The sequence below is a fragment of the Streptomyces sp. NPDC005963 genome (genome assembly GCF_040638655.1).
In the GTDB taxonomy this organism is placed as follows: domain Bacteria; phylum Actinomycetota; class Actinomycetes; order Streptomycetales; family Streptomycetaceae; genus Streptomyces.
In genome coordinates this window covers 210,946-227,995 of sequence record NZ_JBEXVD010000007.1, presented here as the reverse complement: position 1 = coordinate 227,995, position 17,050 = coordinate 210,946, and the positions used below count along the sequence as shown (strand labels likewise).

13 protein-coding genes are annotated in these 17,050 nt (G+C 68.3%); 10 read left to right on the top strand and 3 right to left on the bottom strand.

The genetic code is table 11. The annotated features are described in order from the left end of the window. The first annotated feature begins 70 nt into the window (after nt 1-70). Both nrdR and ABZ348_RS13730 read left to right on the top strand, forming a co-directional pair. Entirely contained in the window at nt 71-583 is a 513-nt protein-coding gene (gene nrdR / locus ABZ348_RS13735; protein ID WP_358932541.1) for a transcriptional regulator NrdR, read from the top strand. 172 nt (nt 584-755) lie between these two features. Then, nucleotides 756-3,647: a vitamin B12-dependent ribonucleotide reductase gene (locus ABZ348_RS13730; RefSeq protein WP_358932539.1), complete on the top strand. Its 2,892-nt coding sequence runs from the start codon at nt 756-758 to the stop codon at nt 3,645-3,647. Nucleotides 3,648-3,927: 280 nt separating this feature from the next. Here the strand turns inward: ABZ348_RS13730 and ABZ348_RS13725 are convergent, their stop codons facing one another. Further along, on the bottom strand, nt 3,928-4,452 hold the full coding sequence (locus ABZ348_RS13725; protein ID WP_358932537.1) for a TerD family protein: 525 nt from the start codon (nt 4,450-4,452) through the stop codon (nt 3,928-3,930). A gap of 216 nt (nt 4,453-4,668) precedes the next feature. Between ABZ348_RS13725 and ABZ348_RS13720 the strand changes: the two genes are divergently transcribed. The 6 genes from ABZ348_RS13720 to ABZ348_RS13695 all read left to right on the top strand — a co-directional run bounded on the left by ABZ348_RS13720 (nt 4,669) and on the right by ABZ348_RS13695 (nt 10,823). Beyond that, nucleotides 4,669-5,274, top strand: coding sequence for a YdbC family protein (locus tag ABZ348_RS13720; protein ID WP_358932535.1), 606 nt, complete (start codon nt 4,669-4,671; stop codon nt 5,272-5,274). Nucleotides 5,275-5,461: 187 nt separating this feature from the next. Further along, on the top strand, nt 5,462-6,121 hold the full coding sequence (locus tag ABZ348_RS13715) for a histidine phosphatase family protein (protein WP_358932533.1): 660 nt from the start codon (nt 5,462-5,464) through the stop codon (nt 6,119-6,121). A gap of 12 nt (nt 6,122-6,133) precedes the next feature. Next, nucleotides 6,134-7,042, top strand: a complete 909-nt coding sequence (locus tag ABZ348_RS13710) for an ADP-ribosylglycohydrolase family protein (protein WP_358932531.1) — start codon at nt 6,134-6,136, stop codon at nt 7,040-7,042. Nucleotides 7,043-7,309: 267 nt separating this feature from the next. Further along, entirely contained in the window at nt 7,310-8,944 is a 1,635-nt protein-coding gene (locus ABZ348_RS13705) for a DUF4173 domain-containing protein (protein ID WP_358932529.1), read from the top strand. Between the two features lie 477 nt (nt 8,945-9,421). Then, nucleotides 9,422-10,123 carry a ribonuclease HII gene (locus ABZ348_RS13700; RefSeq protein WP_358932527.1) on the top strand — a complete coding sequence of 234 codons (702 nt, stop codon included), beginning with the start codon at nt 9,422-9,424 and terminating at the stop codon, nt 10,121-10,123. Nucleotides 10,124-10,205: 82 nt separating this feature from the next. Beyond that, nucleotides 10,206-10,823 carry a hypothetical protein gene (locus tag ABZ348_RS13695; RefSeq protein WP_358932525.1) on the top strand — a complete coding sequence of 206 codons (618 nt, stop codon included), beginning with the start codon at nt 10,206-10,208 and terminating at the stop codon, nt 10,821-10,823. 320 nt (nt 10,824-11,143) lie between these two features. Here the strand turns inward: ABZ348_RS13695 and ABZ348_RS13690 are convergent, their stop codons facing one another. Next, nucleotides 11,144-11,773, bottom strand: a complete 630-nt coding sequence (locus tag ABZ348_RS13690; RefSeq protein WP_358932523.1) for a hypothetical protein — start codon at nt 11,771-11,773, stop codon at nt 11,144-11,146. A 230-nt stretch (nt 11,774-12,003) separates the two neighbouring features. Beyond that, nucleotides 12,004-14,226: a RecQ family ATP-dependent DNA helicase gene (locus tag ABZ348_RS13685; RefSeq protein WP_358932521.1), complete on the bottom strand. Its 2,223-nt coding sequence runs from the start codon at nt 14,224-14,226 to the stop codon at nt 12,004-12,006. 111 nt (nt 14,227-14,337) lie between these two features. Between ABZ348_RS13685 and ABZ348_RS13680 the strand changes: the two genes are divergently transcribed. Further along, nucleotides 14,338-15,900 (top strand): DUF4192 family protein, encoded by a 1,563-nt coding sequence (locus ABZ348_RS13680; RefSeq protein WP_358932519.1) that lies wholly within the window; start codon nt 14,338-14,340, stop codon nt 15,898-15,900. A gap of 193 nt (nt 15,901-16,093) precedes the next feature. Continuing rightward, a complete protein-coding gene (locus tag ABZ348_RS13675; RefSeq protein ID WP_358932517.1) occupies nt 16,094-16,858 on the top strand; it encodes an NUDIX domain-containing protein in 765 nt (254 codons plus the stop codon). Nucleotides 16,859-17,050: the final 192 nt, after the last annotated feature.

Below are 17,050 nucleotides of genomic sequence, written 5' to 3'. Positions count from 1 at the left end.
GGCTTGCTTCGGAGGTCCTCACGGGCCTGTTGAGGCTTGTCAGTCGTGCCATGAAGGAGGGTTGGGAACCATGCACTGCCCCTTCTGCAGGCACCCCGACAGCCGTGTCGTCGACAGCCGTACCACCGACGACGGAACGTCGATCCGGCGCCGCCGGCAGTGCCCGGACTGCGCCCGCCGATTCACCACGGTGGAGACGGCCTCGTTGATGGTGATCAAGCGCAGCGGCGTCACCGAGCCCTTCAGTCGTACCAAGGTCATCTCCGGGGTGCGCAAGGCGTGCCAGGGGCGGCCGGTCACCGAGGACGCACTCGCCCAGCTCGGCCAACGGGTCGAGGAAGCGGTGCGCGCCACCGGCAGCGCGGAGCTCACCACCCACGACGTGGGGCTGGCCATACTCGGTCCGTTGCAGGAGCTCGACCTCGTGGCCTACCTCCGCTTCGCGTCCGTCTACCGGGCGTTCGATTCACTCGAAGACTTTGAGGCGGCCATCGCGGAACTCCGCGTCAACAGGCCGCCGGCAGATGTGGGCGGGCCCGGAGAGACCCTTGAGGTCCCCGTGCCCGTAGCCGCCACCGACTAGGCGACGTCGAGCGACACCGCTCGGCCCCGCCGGTCGACGTCCTCGGCCGGACGCGGGGCGGCAACAAGATCTGTCCCGGGCGCCGTGCTGCGCCCGAGACATCAGACACAGACCGTGCCCACGGGAAGATCTGGGCACTTCAGGGCGTTTTTGCCCGTATATGGGAGGCGGCATGACAGAGACGGCGAGCGGTCCGGCACGAGGGTCCCGTACCAAGGGAGCCAAGGCGACCAAGGGACTCCGTATCGAGCGCATCCACACCACTCCCGGCGTGCACCCGTACGACGAGGTGGTCTGGGAGCGGCGTGACGTCGTCATGACCAACTGGCGCGACGGCTCGGTCAACTTTGAGCAGCGTGGCGTCGAGTTCCCCGACTTCTGGTCGGTGAACGCGGTCAACATCGTCACCAGCAAGTACTTCCGCGGGGCGGTCGGTACCCCGCAGCGCGAAACCAGCCTCAAGCAGCTGATCGACCGGATCGTGAAGACGTACCGCAAGGGGGGCGAGGACCACAAGTACTTCGCCTCGCCCGCGGACGCCGAGATCTTCGAGCACGAGTTGGCCTACGCCCTCCTGCACCAGATCTTCAGCTTCAACTCGCCGGTCTGGTTCAACGTCGGAACGCCCCAGCCGCAGCAGGTCTCGGCCTGTTTCATCTTGTCCGTCGACGACTCCATGGAGTCCATCCTCGACTGGTACAAGGAAGAGGGCATGATCTTCAAGGGCGGCTCGGGAGCCGGTCTGAACCTGTCCCGCATCCGTTCCTCCAAGGAACTGCTCTCCTCCGGTGGCAATGCCTCCGGACCGGTCTCCTTCATGCGCGGAGCTGACGCTTCCGCCGGAACGATCAAGTCGGGCGGGGCGACCCGTCGCGCCGCCAAGATGGTCATTCTCGACGTCGACCACCCCGACATCGAGAGCTTCATCGAGACCAAGGTCAAGGAAGAGGAGAAGATCCGCGCCCTGCGGGACGCGGGCTTCGACATGGACCTGGGCGGCGACGACATCACGTCCGTCCAGTACCAGAACGCCAACAACTCGGTCCGCGTGAACGACGAGTTCATGAAGGCCGTCGAGGCGGGCGGCAAGTTCGGTCTGCGGGCCCGGATGACCGGTGACGTCATCGAGGAGGTCGACGCCAAGGACCTCTTCCGCAAGATGGCCGAGGCCGCGTGGGCCTGCGCCGACCCCGGCATCCAGTACGACGACACGATCAACCGTTGGCACACCTGCCCCGAGTCCGGTCGCATCAACGGCTCGAACCCGTGCAGCGAGTACATGCACCTGGACAACACGTCCTGCAACCTCGCTTCGCTGAACCTGATGAAGTTCCTCAAGGATGACGGCGAGGGCCACCAGTCCTTCGAGATCGAGCGCTTCGCCCAGGTGGTCGAGCTGGTCATCACCGCGATGGACATCTCGATCTGCTTTGCGGACTTCCCCACCCAGAAGATCGGCGAGAACACCCGCGCCTTCCGTCAGCTGGGCATCGGCTACGCCAACCTCGGCGCGCTCCTGATGGCCACCGGCCACGCCTACGACAGCGACGGCGGCCGAGCCCTCGCCGGCGCCATCACCTCCCTGATGACGGGCACCTCCTACCGGCGCTCCGCGGAGCTCGCTGCAGTGGTCGGCCCGTATGACGGGTACGCCAGGAACGCGGCACCGCACAAGCAGGTCATGCAGCAGCACGCCGACGCCAACGGCAAGGCGATTCGCGTGGACGACCTGGACACCCCGATCTGGGCCGCTGCCACCGAGGCGTGGCAGGACGTGATCCGCGTCGGCGAGCGGAACGGTTTCCGCAACGCGCAGGCGTCCGTCATCGCACCCACCGGCACCATCGGTCTCGCGATGTCGTGCGACACGACCGGCCTGGAGCCCGATCTCGCGCTGGTCAAGTTCAAGAAGCTCGTCGGCGGCGGCTCGATGCAGATCGTCAACGGCACGGTTCCGCAGGCCCTGCGGCGTCTCGGCTACCAGCCCGAGCAGATCGAGGCGATCGTCGCTCACATCGCCGAGAACGGCAATGTGGTCGACGCCCCGGCGCTCAAGACCGAGCACTACGAGGTGTTCGACTGCGCCATGGGCGAGCGTTCCATCTCGGCGATGGGCCATGTCCGCATGATGGCCGCGATCCAGCCGTGGATCTCGGGCGCACTGTCCAAGACGGTGAACATGCCCGAGTCGGCCACCGTCGAAGAGGTCGAGGAGATCTACTTCGAGGCGTGGAAGATGGGTGTCAAGGCGCTCGCCATCTACCGCGACAACTGCAAGGTCGGTCAGCCCCTCTCCGCGAAGACCAAGGAGAAGGAGAAGGCCGAGGTCACCGACATCACCAAGAAGACCGACGAGACGATTCGGTCCGCGGTGGAGAAGGTCGTCGAGTACCGTCCGGTCCGCAAGCGGCTTCCCAAGGGCCGTCCCGGCATCACGACCTCGTTCACGGTCGGTGGAGCCGAGGGCTATATGACGGCGAACTCCTACCCGGACGACGGTCTGGGCGAGGTCTTCCTGAAGATGTCCAAGCAGGGCTCGACCCTCGCGGGCATGATGGACGCCTTCTCGATCGCCGTCTCCGTCGGCCTCCAGTACGGCGTTCCGCTCGAAACGTACGTCTCGAAGTTCACCAACATGCGCTTCGAGCCCGCGGGCATGACGGACGACCCGGATCTGCGGATGGCGCAGTCGATCGTCGACTACATCTTCCGCCGGCTGGCCTTGGACTTCCTCCCCTTCGAGACGCGGTCGGCCCTCGGGATCCACTCGGTCGAGGAGCGGCAGCGCCACCTGGAGACCGGTTCGTACGAGCCCACCGAGGACGAGCTCGACGTGGAGGGGTTGGCCCAGTCGGCGCCGCTCCAGCAGGATCTGACGGTGGCGGCCTCGCCGCAGGCAGCCGCTCCCGCTCCGCAGCAGGTGCACACCTCCGCCGAACTGGTGGAGATGCAGCTGGGCATCAGTGCGGACGCTCCGCTGTGCTTCTCCTGCGGTACGAAGATGCAGCGTGCGGGTTCCTGCTACATCTGCGAGGGCTGCGGCTCGACCAGCGGTTGCAGCTAGGTCGTGTCCGCCGCTCCCTAGGGGGAGACGCCCTTAGCGGGTAGAGATCACGGGCCAGGGCGGCCCGGCCGATTCTTCGGTCGGGCCGCCCTGTCGGTCGTTCCGTCTCCAACCACCGTGCTGGACCCGACTGCCGAGGTGAAGCAGGCGCGCCTGGGGGTAGCCCCTCCTGACAGGCCGCCCCAGCGGGCTGGTCCGGCGAGCAGTGCAAAAGGGATCACGAGACCAGGCAATGGGTTTCGGCCATGCAGAGGGTGGGAGCTCCGTGGGGTCCGGTGGCTCAGTCCCGCCCCATCAGCCCGGCGAACGTCTGGGGGTCGGTGTCGAACCCACGGAGCGTCTCCTCGAACAGCCAGGTGCCCGACTCGCCGCGAACGAACTCCGCGACCACCGCAGCAGTGGCGTCGGGCACCTCGGACAGCGTGCTCTTCCACAGCTCCGAAGGGCCTTCGGCGATCCGCACGACCGTGTTGTTCACATCGCTGAACGCACGCCGACGGTCGCGCTGCTGAATCACCACCCCCACCACGACCCGCCCGTAGGCCGCCGCGAGCCGGTCGAACTCCAAGGTGAGGACCTCGTCAGCACCGAAGCCCTGGCCCGTTTTGCTGTCCCTGGTCAGGATGATCGTTCCGTCGGGCGACCGGCTGTCGAAGTGGACCACGTACGCAGGGTCGCCGTGCGGTTCGCCCACGGAGTAGGTCGCGGCGACGAGATCGAGGTCGTGGGCGGGTTCGCCCAGCGGACTCGGGTCCCATCGAAGACTCACCTCGACCTTGCGGACGCCCTTGCTCAGGCTGCTCAACAGATGTCCCTTCCCCGTAACTTCCAGCAGTTCTGGTTCCGTTGACGGTATCCGCTCGGCACCGGCGAGGGCGAGGATATGTCTGGTCTACGCCCGTTCCGGGGGCACAGGAGCCTGGAGAGGCGCGGGTTCCGTTTCGGTCGGTGCTTCGCAAGGACCGGAGTCTGCCCGATAGCGGAGTGACCCAGGCCGCGCCCGGGGCCTTACGATGGCGCGGTGCTGGTCAAGTGGATTCGTTGCACCGTGGTGGACCGTCGTGGGTTCGAGCGGGGACAGCGGAAGTGGGCGGGGCTGCTGGGTGAGCCGGGGTTTCGGGGGCAGAGCGGTGGGTGGAGCAGGGTGCGACCCCATACCGCTCACATATTCGCGTTCTGGGAATCCCGTGCGTTCTACGACTCCTTCATGGCGCGCTCCCACGATCGCTTGGCGTCCGCGCAGTCGGGGACCTTCCACAACATGCAGGTCAAACTGTTCGACTACCGCTTCGATGTGAAGACCGGTTTCGAGCCGCGCTTCACCGATGTCGACGTGGTTCGGGTCGCTCATTGCACGGTCCGCGCGGAGCGCGTCGAGCACTACGCGTTGATGCAGGAGAAGGTGTGGAATCCGGCGATGGCCGGATCGCCCGGAATGGTGCGGGGATTCTTCGGCGAGGCACCGGGCCACGAATTCTTGGTGATGTCGATGTGGAAATCGGCCGCCGAGCACGGAAAGTACCGTAGGGAACGCGTGGAGCGACTGCTCTTGCGGGCACAGGCGGAGGCCGACATCGAGGCGCTCGCCGGCGATGTGGTCGCACTCGAACCGTCCTGGACGGTGTGATGGCCCGCTGGCGGCGCGCATGCCCCGTCGGCTGCCGGTGATCACCTTGCCGTGGCGCCCGGACGGGTAGCCGGTTGAGGTTTTGTATGGGTTTATCCCTTGCGGTGTGCCGCACCTCACCCGAGATGAAGGGCGGATCGAGCCACCCGACCGCCCGCTTCGGCCAGCGCCGATCTAGGGTCGATGTATGGCAAGACCGCGACGCATCGTCCTCGTCCGGCATGGTGAGTCGGAAGGAAACGCCGACGACACCGTGTACGAGCGCGAGCCGGATCATGCCCTGCGTCTGACGAGTACCGGAGTGGCGCAGGCCGAAGAGGCGGGCTCCCGACTCCGTGGTCTATTCGGCGATGAACAGATCAGCGTGTACGTCTCGCCCTACCGGCGCACCCATGAGACCCTCCGGGCCTTCGACCTCGACCCGTCGCTGGTCCGGGTGCGGGAGGAACCCCGACTGCGCGAGCAGGACTGGGGGAACTGGCAGGACAAGGACGACGTCCGACTCCAGAAGACCTATCGCGACACGTACGGGCACTTCTTCTACCGCTTCGCCCAGGGCGAGTCGGGAGCCGATGTGTACGACCGGGTGGGTGCTTTCCTGGAAAGCCTCCACCGCAGTTTTGAATCCCCCGACCATCCGCCCAATGTGCTCCTGGTGACGCACGGTCTGACCATGCGGCTGTTCTGCATGCGTTGGTTCCATTGGACGGTCGCAGAATTCGAATCCCTCTCCAATCCGCGCAATGGAGAGGTGCGGGTGCTTCAGTTGGGGGATGACGGGCGTTACACCCTCGACCGGCCCTTCGAACGCTGGCGCACTCCCGAACCCTATGGAACGTGCGGATAGGGTGACCGGAAGATGATCACTGACCTCCCTCCCGCCCAGCGCCTCGCCCGGGCCCTGGGCAGTCTGCGCGGCCTGTCCGTGGGGGACGCCCTCGGCGCCCGGTTCTTCGTACCATCGAACCATCCCCTGCTGAAGCGACGTGAAGTACCGCGCGGTGACTGGGCATGGACCGACGACACCGAGATGGCCTGTTCGGTCGTGGCCGTGCTGGCGGAACACGGCAGGGTCGATCAGGACGCCCTCGCCGCGGCCTTTGCCCGGCACCACGACGCCGAGCGCGGCTACAGTCCCACGGTCAATCGGATGCTCCGGCTCATCGGAGAGGGCGGTGATTGGCGCGAACTCGCGGTGGGCCTGTTCCAGGGGCAAGGCTCCTGGGGCAATGGTTCAGCCATGCGGACCGCCCCCCTCGGTGCCTGGTATGCGGATGATCCCGAGCAGGCCACCCACCAGGCCGAAATCTCCTCGTACACCACGCACCAGCACCGCGAGGCCGTCGTCGGCGCCATGGCCGTGGCTGCCGCCGCCGCCATCGCCGCAACTCCGACGGGCCCGCCCACCGCGGAGGAACTGCTGGAAGGCGTCATCGCACTGGTGCCGCGCAGCGCCGTGGGCGCCGGTCTGCGCAGAGCGCTCGACATGCTCGACTACGACGACGCGACGACCGTCGCCGCAGTCCTCGGCAGCGGACGACGCTCCAGTGCGCATGACACCGTGCCGTTCGCCCTCTGGTCGGCGGCGCGGTCGTTGGGGGACTTCGAAAACGCCTTCTGGACCACCGCCGAGGTGGGCGGCGACATGGACACGACCTGTGCGATCGCCTGTGGAGTGGTCGCAGCCGGTGCCGGCGGGCAGGCACCCGAGTCATGGCGTGCGCGGACCGAGGACCTTCCGGACTGGCTGCCGCGCGTCCCCCACTGAGGGGAGCGCGCCGCGGCAGGCCAGGCCGATTCGGGCTGCTCTGCCAGGGAAGTTGCCTGACGAGCAACTGTCCCCGAGCAAGTGTCACGGTCCTGACCCAGGTGCTTCCCGGCCGGCGCACTCTGCGACGGCCCGTGCTTAACCTTCCGTCACGTACCTGCGTACGACGATCACCGCCACTGATCCCCGTACGGCGTGCGCAGACGAGTCTTGCGGGTCGTCGGGCTCCCTGACCGAGTCACCCGACCCGAAGCGGAGGGGGGACACGTGTCCGACGCACGAGCCGCAGAGACCGGCGCCGACGCAGCGGAGCCGGCGACGACCAGCGACGGGTCGATGCCATCGAGTGAGTCGATAGATCCCGGGGCCACGCACGGCCGCCCGAAGGGGAACCGGAGTGAGCCCGTCTCCTGGGCCGTGAACGTGCGCCCCCGGCCCCCGGCCACGGCCACGAGTGCCACCTTGTGGTCAGCCCTGGCCACCGGAGTGCTCTGCGCATCGCTCCTCGGCGAGGGGCTCGGGGTGAACCTGCTGCTCGTCGCCCTGGCCACAGCACTCGCCGCCTCCTTCGCCGCACGCAGAGCGGGCCGCAGACCACGGCCCTGGACGTGGGTGTGGGCCCTGGGCGGGCTGGCACTCCTGGCGGTACCCGCAGTACGTGACGCCGGATGGCCCTCCTTCCTCGCCGTGATCGCCGCCCTCGCCGCGGGCTCCCTGGCTCTGCACGGAAGTCGTACGTGGCCCGGGATCCTCCTCGGCGCGGTGGGCCTGCTGAACTCCCTGGTCCTCGGCATGGAGTGGGCACGGCAGGGGCTGCGCGACCGCATGAGGCACTCACGCGGACGGTGGGGCCCGGCAGTGCGCACCCTGACGGTCGCCGTCGTCCTGCTGGTCGTGTTCGGGGCGCTCTTCGCGGGCGCGGACGCCGCCTTCGCCGACCTCCTGGGCGCGCTGATACCCGATGTGTCCGTGGCGGACGGCCCCTGGCGGCTGTTCCTGCTCCTCTTCGGAACCGCAGGCGCACTGGCCGCCGCACACACCGCTGCGGCGCCCCTGCGGTGGGACCGCCTCGCCCTGCCCTCCGGCAGGGCCCGCCCGCGGTGGGAATGGGCACTGCCGTTGATCGTGCTCGACCTGCTCTTCGCAGCGTTCATCGCCGTGCAACTCGCGGTCCTCTTCGGGGGATACGACAAGGTCCTGGAGGAGACGGGACTCACCTACGCCGAGTACGCCCGGCAGGGATTCTGGCAACTCCTGTGCGCGACCCTGCTGACGCTGCTCGTGATCGCGCTCGCCCTGCGCTGGGCACCGCGCGCAGACCCACGCGACCGCGCCCTGGTCCGAAGTGTCCTCGGAACCCTATGTCTGCTCACCCTCGTCGTCGTGCTGGCCGCCCTACGGCGCATGGACCTGTACGTCGACGCCTACGGGCTCACCCGACTGCGGATCTCCGTGGCTGCCATGGAGATCTGGTTGGGGCTGGTGATCGTTTTGATCATGGTGGCAGGTCTGCTCGGGTCGACGTGGCTGCCTCGCGCGGTCGCCGCGAGCGCCGGAGCTGCCGTCCTCCTCTTCGGGCTGATGTCGCCCGACGCCCTGGTGGCCGAACGCAACGTGCAGCGCTTCGAACGCACCGGCAAGATCGACGTCCAGTACCTCCAACAGCTCTCCGCGGATGCCGTACCCGCTCTCGACCAACTGCCCGAACCGTGGCGCTCCTGCGCCCTGAAAAAGATCGCCGCCGACCTCCAGGACGAGGACGGGCCCTGGTACGCGACCAGTTGGGGACAGGTCCGCGCCCGGGAGATCCTGGCGCAACCAGGCGTCGAAAGCCGACCGGTCTGTGCCGAGGACGGCAGGAACCGCACCGCGTACGACGTCGGTACAGAGTCGAGACCATGAGGTGGCGGGACGACCACCAGGTCGGTATCGAGCATCGGAACACGTTCGCCGTGAGGCCCACAGAGGTGTCCCGATCCTGTCCGACAGGACGTTCCTCTTCTTTGCTATCCACAACAGATGCACGATGCCCGTGGCGGACGAGGGCGGGCGCTGCGCCCCGTCCGCCATCTAGCCATACTGCCCTTTTCGAGAGGGTTTTATGGCCTCGATCGGAGAGGGCGGCGACTTGTCAGCAGGCGCCCCGGTCTCGTCGATTCTTCTGCTTGAGCAAATGGTTGAGCCGAGCCGTTCCTGTGGGCGCGGCAAGGGCCGCTCGGCGTCGGCCGCCCCGCACCGAGGACGAATCCGACACCGCCGTTCTTGATCCGCACGGGGCGGGATGAGCGGGAGAACCGTTGCCGATCTCGCAGGCGATACGAGCGAGAAGGGAATCCGGTTGCCGGGCCCCGGGTGGGGCGGCGTAACCTTGCTGGCGCCATGCCGTACGAACCACCCACACACACAGTCGAGCGCTCGATCCGAGCGACCACCGGCGCCAAGGTCATTGCTGGTGTCGACGAGGTCGGGCGAGGGGCGTGGGCCGGTCCCGTCACGGTGTGCGCAGCCATCACCGGACTGCGCCGCCCCCCTGCCGGACTCACCGACTCCAAGCTGCTGAGCCCCAAGCGTCGCAATGAAATCGCGGCCGAACTGGAGAGCTGGGTCACCGCCCACGCGCTCGGGCACGCCTCGCCCGAAGAGATCGACCAACTGGGAATGACGGCGGCCCTGCGGCTCGCGGCCTGCCGCGCCCTTGAAGCGCTCCCCGTACGCCCCGACGCGGTCATTCTCGACGGGAAGCACGACTACCTCGGCCCTCCCTGGCAGGTCCGCACGGTGATCAAGGGGGACCGCTCGTGCATCGCGGTGGCGGCGGCGTCCGTCATCGCCAAGGTACGCCGCGACGCGATGATGGCGGAGCTGCCCGGCGACTTCGCAGACTTCGCCTTCGCAGCCAATGCGGGATACCCCTCGCCCGTGCACAAGGCAGCGCTGGAAGAGCTGGGGCCCACGCCCTACCACCGCCTGTCCTGGGCCTATCTGGACGCGCTGCCCCGGTGGCAGCACCTCAAGAAGGTCCGGGTTCCCGTCGGCACGGCGGAAGGTGAGAGCGAGGGCCAGCTCGGCTTCGACTTCTGAACCGGCCGTTCGAACGGGCCAACCGCACTTTCGTGCCCACCCGCCTATGCCATTCGAACCGGCATTTGATAGACATCCACCCATGCCTCTCATCCCCGAGGAGCCTCACATTCACGAGAGCGCCCAGGGTCCCCGCGTCACTCCGGCCACCGGCCGCACCGCGCCGACCCCTCGTCCCGTACCCGGTCCGCGTTCCACGGCATCCCCCCGTCCCAGTGCCCGGGGGACCACGGTGGCCAGGCCCGCACCGCCGCAACGCACCTCGCCCTCAGCAGACCAGCCCCGCGCTGCCGTCGCCGAGGACAGCCCTCAGCCCCAGATCCAACTGATCCCCGCCCCTGCGGATGGCGCACTCGACGCCGCCGACGAAACGGTGGACCTCCTGCTCGACACGGGACGCGCTCCCGGCGACGTGCTGGTGTTGACTACGGGGCAGCAGCACCCGTGGGCCACGCACGAAAGGTCTTTCGGCGAAGCGGCCTACTGGGCCCAGCACGACGCGGGCGACGACGTCTTCTACGCGGATGTCACCGCGGTCGACCGTGCCCTGTCCAGGCCGGTGGTGATCGTCGCCGTCAACGGCGGCAGTGACGACGACGCCACCCGCACCCTGCCGGCCGCGCTGGCCAAGGCGGGCGCACTGTTGATCGTGTGCGGAGATCCGCAGCGCATCAACAGCGCCTTGGGCGTCTCGGTCTGACGCTGTCGTTGCGAACCGCTCGGCTGCGCTCCTGCCCTGGTGCAGAAGGGCGGTGCCCGCGGTGCGGCTCGCCGTTCTGCTGCCACAGCGGTCGGACGGCGAGCCGACAAGGCTGCCACCCGCACTCTTCCCGGGCGGGAGCCGGAGTCATCGCACGGGTGTCGTGACCACGATGAACTGAAGTCAATCGGCCACCGGGAGGCGTCGAGGGCTGGTCGCCGCGAAGCGCAGCAGCCCATCGGCCGGTCCAGCGCCGCACCTGATGCGAGCCTTGATCAGAGTGGATGTCCAGAGGTCCCCGGGCATGGAGCCCGGGGACATCAGCGTGCAGCTGTCCGACGCAGCATCTCGGATGCACCGCTGGCGGTGCGCAGTTCCACCGGCTCGGCGGCTGCTGACACCTCGGCAAGATCACCGGGGGACGAAGTGGAGTTGGGGCGTCGACCGCCCCGCCCCTCTCCCAGCACCTGCCAGCCGCCGCGGGTCAGGGTGATGTACGCACCGCACCGCAAACCGTGCAGGGTGCATGCATCTCGGAGCCCCCACATCCAGGCACCGTCCTCCTCGGTCCACCGCTCGTCCCCCTCGCGGCAGTAGAGGAGCACGGCCGTTCGCACCGGAGTGCGGCGGCGTAGATCGTGCGGAATCACCCGACGGAGATTGGCCAGCAGCGCATTTCTGAACTCCCAACCGTCCGCCAAGGCGGTACGACGGGTGAACGATGCGCTGGCAGTGAGCCGTTCCTCGGGATCGAGCACGGCGACGACCGCAGTCGTCAACGTCGGCTGGTGGCGGGCATGGAGCCCGCTGACCACCTCTCTGGGATTGCGTAGGAGCGGGATGCCCGCTTCCGCCCATTCACCAGGTTGAAGCATCCTGGCGAGGCGGCTGGCGGAGTTGGCTCTTGCGGCGATTGAGGTGGCTGCGGACGAAGCGAATCCGAAGGTCACAGTCCTCCCTTCGCATACGCGCCCACAGTGCGGGCAGGGTCGGGTGAGGGCGCACCGCGACACAGCCCTGTGAGACCGCGAACGGGCTGTGCGGGGAGCAATCCAATTCTTCCTGGCCCGTCCGGATGCGGCAACGAGCAATTTGGCATCAGCGGCGGGAATCGACGGGTATGCCTCTCATATCCCTTCCCACAAAAGCTGCCTGTGACCCCTCCTGTGTCCTTCTGATGTCACGCTTGAACCGCTAGGACCAGCGGAAACACCCCCGTCGCCCCAGCCTTCAACAGGAGCCGGGCCGCCACAGCCAAGGTCCAACCAGATTCAGAAATATCATCGACCAGCAGAACCGGGCCGCCACCGCTGAGGGCCTCCGCCAGACCCGGCGGTACGACGAAGGCGTCGTACAAGGTTCGCACGCGCTGCGCGCTGTTCGTACGCGAGGGTCGGGACTCCATCCCCTCGGGGGTGTAGGCAACCGACCCCAACAACGGCAGGCGACCCACCTCGGCGATGCGGGCGCCCAGAGAACCGACCAACTCGGGGCGGCTGCGCGAAGCTACGGTCACCACGCCGACCGGACGGGCAGGAGCGTCGGCGGCCCCGGACGCCCAGCCCCCCGGCCCCCTCGCCCAGTCCGCGAGGACCGTCACGACGGCCTGTGCCACATCGTCCGGGATGGGACCGTCCGTCGCCTGCGGAGCCAACAGCGGCCTCAGCCGGTTGCCCCAACCGATGTCGGACAGGCGCCCCAGTGCCCGCCCGGCGGAAGCCTGCTCGGACGCGGGAATCCGGCCCTTGAGCCCGACACCGACGGCAGCGAGACCCGTCGGCCACATCTTCCGAGGCTCCACCTCGACGCCCGGTCGGCTGAGCTCCCCACGGGCGGCTTCCAGGGCCGCATCGGAAACCTTGTCGCTGAACCTGCCGCCCGCACAGTTGTCGCAGCGACCACACGGCCTCGCCGCCTCGTCGTCCAACTGCCGCCTGAGGAACTCCATACGGCACGCCGAGGTTCGCCCGTACTCCCGCATCGCCTCCTGCTCGACCTCACGCTGCCTCGCCACCCGGGCGAACCGGTCGGCTTCATAGACCCACGGCTGGCCGGTGGCGGTCCAACCGCCCTTGACCCGCCGCACCGCCCCGTCCACGTCCAGCACCTTCAGCATGGTCTCCAACCGGGTGCGCCGCAGATCCACGAGTGGTTCGAGCGCGGGCAGCGAGAGAGGGCGATCGGAAGCCGCCAGCACGTCGAGAGTGCGCCGCACCAACTCCTCGGGCGGAAAGGCGACCGAGGCGAAGTACTTCCAGATCGCTTCGTCCTCCCTGCCCGGCAACAGGAGCACCTCCGCATGCTCCACCCCGCGGCCAGCACGCCCCACCTGCTGGTAGTAGGCGATCGGCGAGGAGGGCGAGCCCAGATGGACCACGAACCCCAGGTCGGGCTTGTCGAAGCCCATGCCCAGCGCGGAGGTGGCCACGAGCGCTTTCACACGATTGGCAAGGAGATCCTCCTCCGCCTGCTGGCGGTCGGCGTTCTCCGTGCGGCCGGTGTACGAGGCCACCACGTGCCCACTGCGCCGAAGGCTGGTGGTGACCTCCTCGGCCGCCGCGACCGTGAGCGTGTAGATGATCCCGGACCCAGGCAGCTCCCCCAAATGGTCGGAGAGCCAGGCCAGTCGGGTGGCGGCATCCGGTAGTTGGAGCACGCCCAGACTGAGACTCTCCCGGTCCAACGGGCCCCGAAGCACCAGAGCATCGGACTCGCCATCCGCGCCGCCCGTGCCCAACTGTTCGGCGACGTCAGCCGTGACACGGGCGTTGGCCGTCGCGGTCGTCGCCAGCACCGGGACACCGGAAGGCAACTCGGCCAACATCGTGCGAAGGCGGCGGTAGTCGGGGCGGAAATCGTGACCCCAGTCGGAGATGCAGTGGGCCTCATCGACCACGAGCAGGCCGGTGGCGGCGGCGAGGCGGGGCAGTACCTCATCCCGGAAATCGGGGTTGTTCAACCGCTCCGGGCTCACCAGGAGCACATCGACACCACCCTCGGCGATCTCCTCCTGGATCTGTGCCCACTCCTCGCTGTTCGACGAGTTGATCGTCCGTGCGTGGATCTTCGCCTTGGCCGCCGCCTCCACCTGGTTGCGCATGAGGGCGAGCAGCGGGGACACGATGACGGTCGGGCCGCTGCCCCGTCGACGCAGCAACGAGGTCGCCACGAAGTAGACCGCGGACTTCCCCCAGCCCGTCCGCTGAACGACCAGCGCCCGACGCTTCTGGGCGACGAGAGCCTCGATCGCACGCCATTGGTCGTCACGCAGCCGAGCCCGGCCCGTGTCGTCCGAGACGAGACGCGCCAGGACGGCGTCGGCCTCCGCCCGCAGACCCGCGCCGTCAGCGATCTCGACCGGGTCCGTGGCACGCCTGTCATCCGTGTGGTCTGCGTTGGTCATGGCTCCATGCAACAGGACGACACCGACAATGCGCGAACGGTGCCTCCGGCCTGTGGATAAAGTTATCCACAGGGGTCGCGAGGTCGGAGGCGACACGGGATCGTCGTGGCCATGAACAGCCACCACGAATCCACGGCCACCGATGAGCAGCAGGTCACCCTACGCAGCGCAGCAGAGCTGGCCGACGCCTTGCCGTACGTGCTGGGGTACCACCCGACCGACTCCATCGTCGTCGTGGCCCTGCACGGCAGCCGGGGGCGCTTCGGCGCCCGCGTGCAACTCGGCATTCCGCCCTCACCGCTGGAATGGCCGTCGGTCTCCCAACAGCTCGCGGAATGCCTGATCGAAGGCAGCGAGCGGCACGGGCGCCGCCCCGAGGGCATCGTCGTCTTCCTCTGCCAGGACCCCGCCACGGACGAGAGCGCCCGAGCGGCAATGGAGCGGCTGCGCCCCCTCTCCCATCTGCTGAGGACCGCCTGCGGAGCTCTCGACGTCCCCGTCTATGAAGCCCTGTGCATCTCTGCCGGACGGTTCTGGTCCTACTGCTGTCCCGATGATCGGTGCTGCCCGCCGGAGGGAAACGAGTTGGCGGTTCCGGGTACGTCCGTCATGGCGGCTGCCGCGGCCTACGCAGGAGTGCGGGTGCGTGGATCACAGCGGGAGCTCGAAGCGCGCCTACGGCCTCCCACGGTGGGCTCGACGACGGACCAGCGCAGGGCGCTGGACAAGGCGGGGGCAGAAATGGTGACCCGGCTGCTCGAAGGAGGCGCACGGTCGACGATCTCGGACGAGACACTGGCGTTGGCCCATGAGGTGATGGCGCGGCTCGCAGGGGTGCAGTCGCCGGCCGGCGACCACTACGCGGCGGACGGCGAGGACGATGCCCTCCTCACCGCGGACGAGGCCGCCGTCTTGATCCATGGGCTGCAGGACCGGGAAACCCGGGACAAGGTCGCCCGATGGTCGGAAGGCCCTGCTGCGGGGGCTGCGCTGCGGCTCTGGCGGGCACTGTCGCGGCGATGCGTGGGCCCCTACGCGGAGTACGCCGCTCCGTCGCTGACCCTCGCCGGCTGGACCACGTGGTCCCTCGGGGACAAGCCCGCCGCCAGGGTCGCCTTCGGGCTCGCCCTCAGCAGGGACCCGCAGTACGTCCTTGCCCGGCTGTTCCAACAGGCATGCAATCAGGATCTCGACCTGGAGACAGTCCGCCAGTGCCTTCGTGTGGGGCAGGGCAAGGAAACAGCCGCTCTGGGCAATGCCACGGGCACCGTGTCCGGGCGGGCGACGTCGGACGTGCACGAGGATCAGCCAGCGAGACTGCACCCGTCGGAACCCCAGGCGGATGCACGACCCTCCGTGGTCGTCGAAACCGCTGGAATCACCGCCACACGGAAACCATCCGAGGAGCACACGGCCACTGCCCCCTCGTTGGCGGAGTCGCAGGAATCTGAAGGTGGCTCCAGGGCGAAGGACACCACGGTTTCTCGACGGCGCCCGAGGCGTGCTTCCAAGGACCACTCGGAGCGCCCTCGAACGGAACGCAGCCGACCGTCCGCACCGACGACAGCGCGCAGGACTGACCGCTCCCGTCCCGACACGACTCGGGCCGACCACCCCGACCGGGCGAGGCGGCACGATCTACAACAGCCCCGGGGGACGGAGAAGGAGGGATGAGGATCGCTACCGTGCCCCAGTCGCCCGGACCTCTTCCCTGTCGTGTCACCTTCGGGCGAGCGGTCCCGCACCCGTGGAGGGGCGAATCCGGTTTGCCTCCGAGCCTCTTCGGCCCCGGCGAAGCGGAAGCAAAGAAGAGCTCCCGGGCAGGGAAAGCCCTGTTTATCGTCAGGCAGACGACTATGATCACGGCATGTCTCCCTACGACCCGTCGGCCTTCCCCCCTTTCGCAGTCACCGTCGACCTGGTCGTGCTCACCGTGCGACGTCATGCGCTCTGCGCACTGGTCGTGCGCCGCGGAGAGCCGCCCTTCCAGGGACGCTGGGCCCTTCCCGGTGGCTTCGTACGGGGGGAGGAGGACTTGGCCGCTGCCGCAGCCCGAGAGCTCGCCGAGGAGACCGGCCTCTATGCTCACGATCCACACTCCCCGGCCTCGGGCAACGGTGCGCACCTCGAACAACTCGCCACCTACGGTGACCCCATGCGGGACCCTCGGATGAGGGTGGTGAGCGTTGCGCACCTGGTGCTGGCGCCGGACCTGCCCGCACCACGACCGGGCGGCGACGCGAACAGCGCACGGTGGGCCTCCGTCGAGGACCTACTCAGTCAGGAAGGCGGAGCAGGGCGGGACGGGGAACCCTCCACACCACTGGCGTTCGACCACGCGCGCATCCTGGCGGACGGGGTTGAGCGCGCCCGATCGAAGATCGAGTACTCCTCCCTGGCCACTGCTTTCTGCCCGCCCGAGTTCACGGTCGGGGAGCTGCGCAGGGTGTACGAGGCCGTGTGGGGGGTCGCGCTCGACCCGCGGAACTTTCACCGCAAGGTAACTGGCACCCCAGGATTCCTGGTCCCGTCCGGCGGTACCACGACGCGGCAAGGAGGGCGTCCCGCGCAACTCTTCCGGGCTGGCGGCGCCACCGTGCTCAATCCTCCGATGCTCCGCCCAGAGGTTTGACGGGCCTTCAGCCCCCCGTGTGACCAAGCTCGATGATGGTGGGGGTCCCGGAAACGGACAAGCGCGGTGGACGGGGGCTCTGAGCCCGGAGCGGTGTTCCCGCGAAGGGTCGGCAGCGGCAGAGGGGGGCGAGCCTCGCAAGTCGGGAAGCCGTTGAACCGTGACGATCGGCCCTGGACTGCCGTTCCCCCG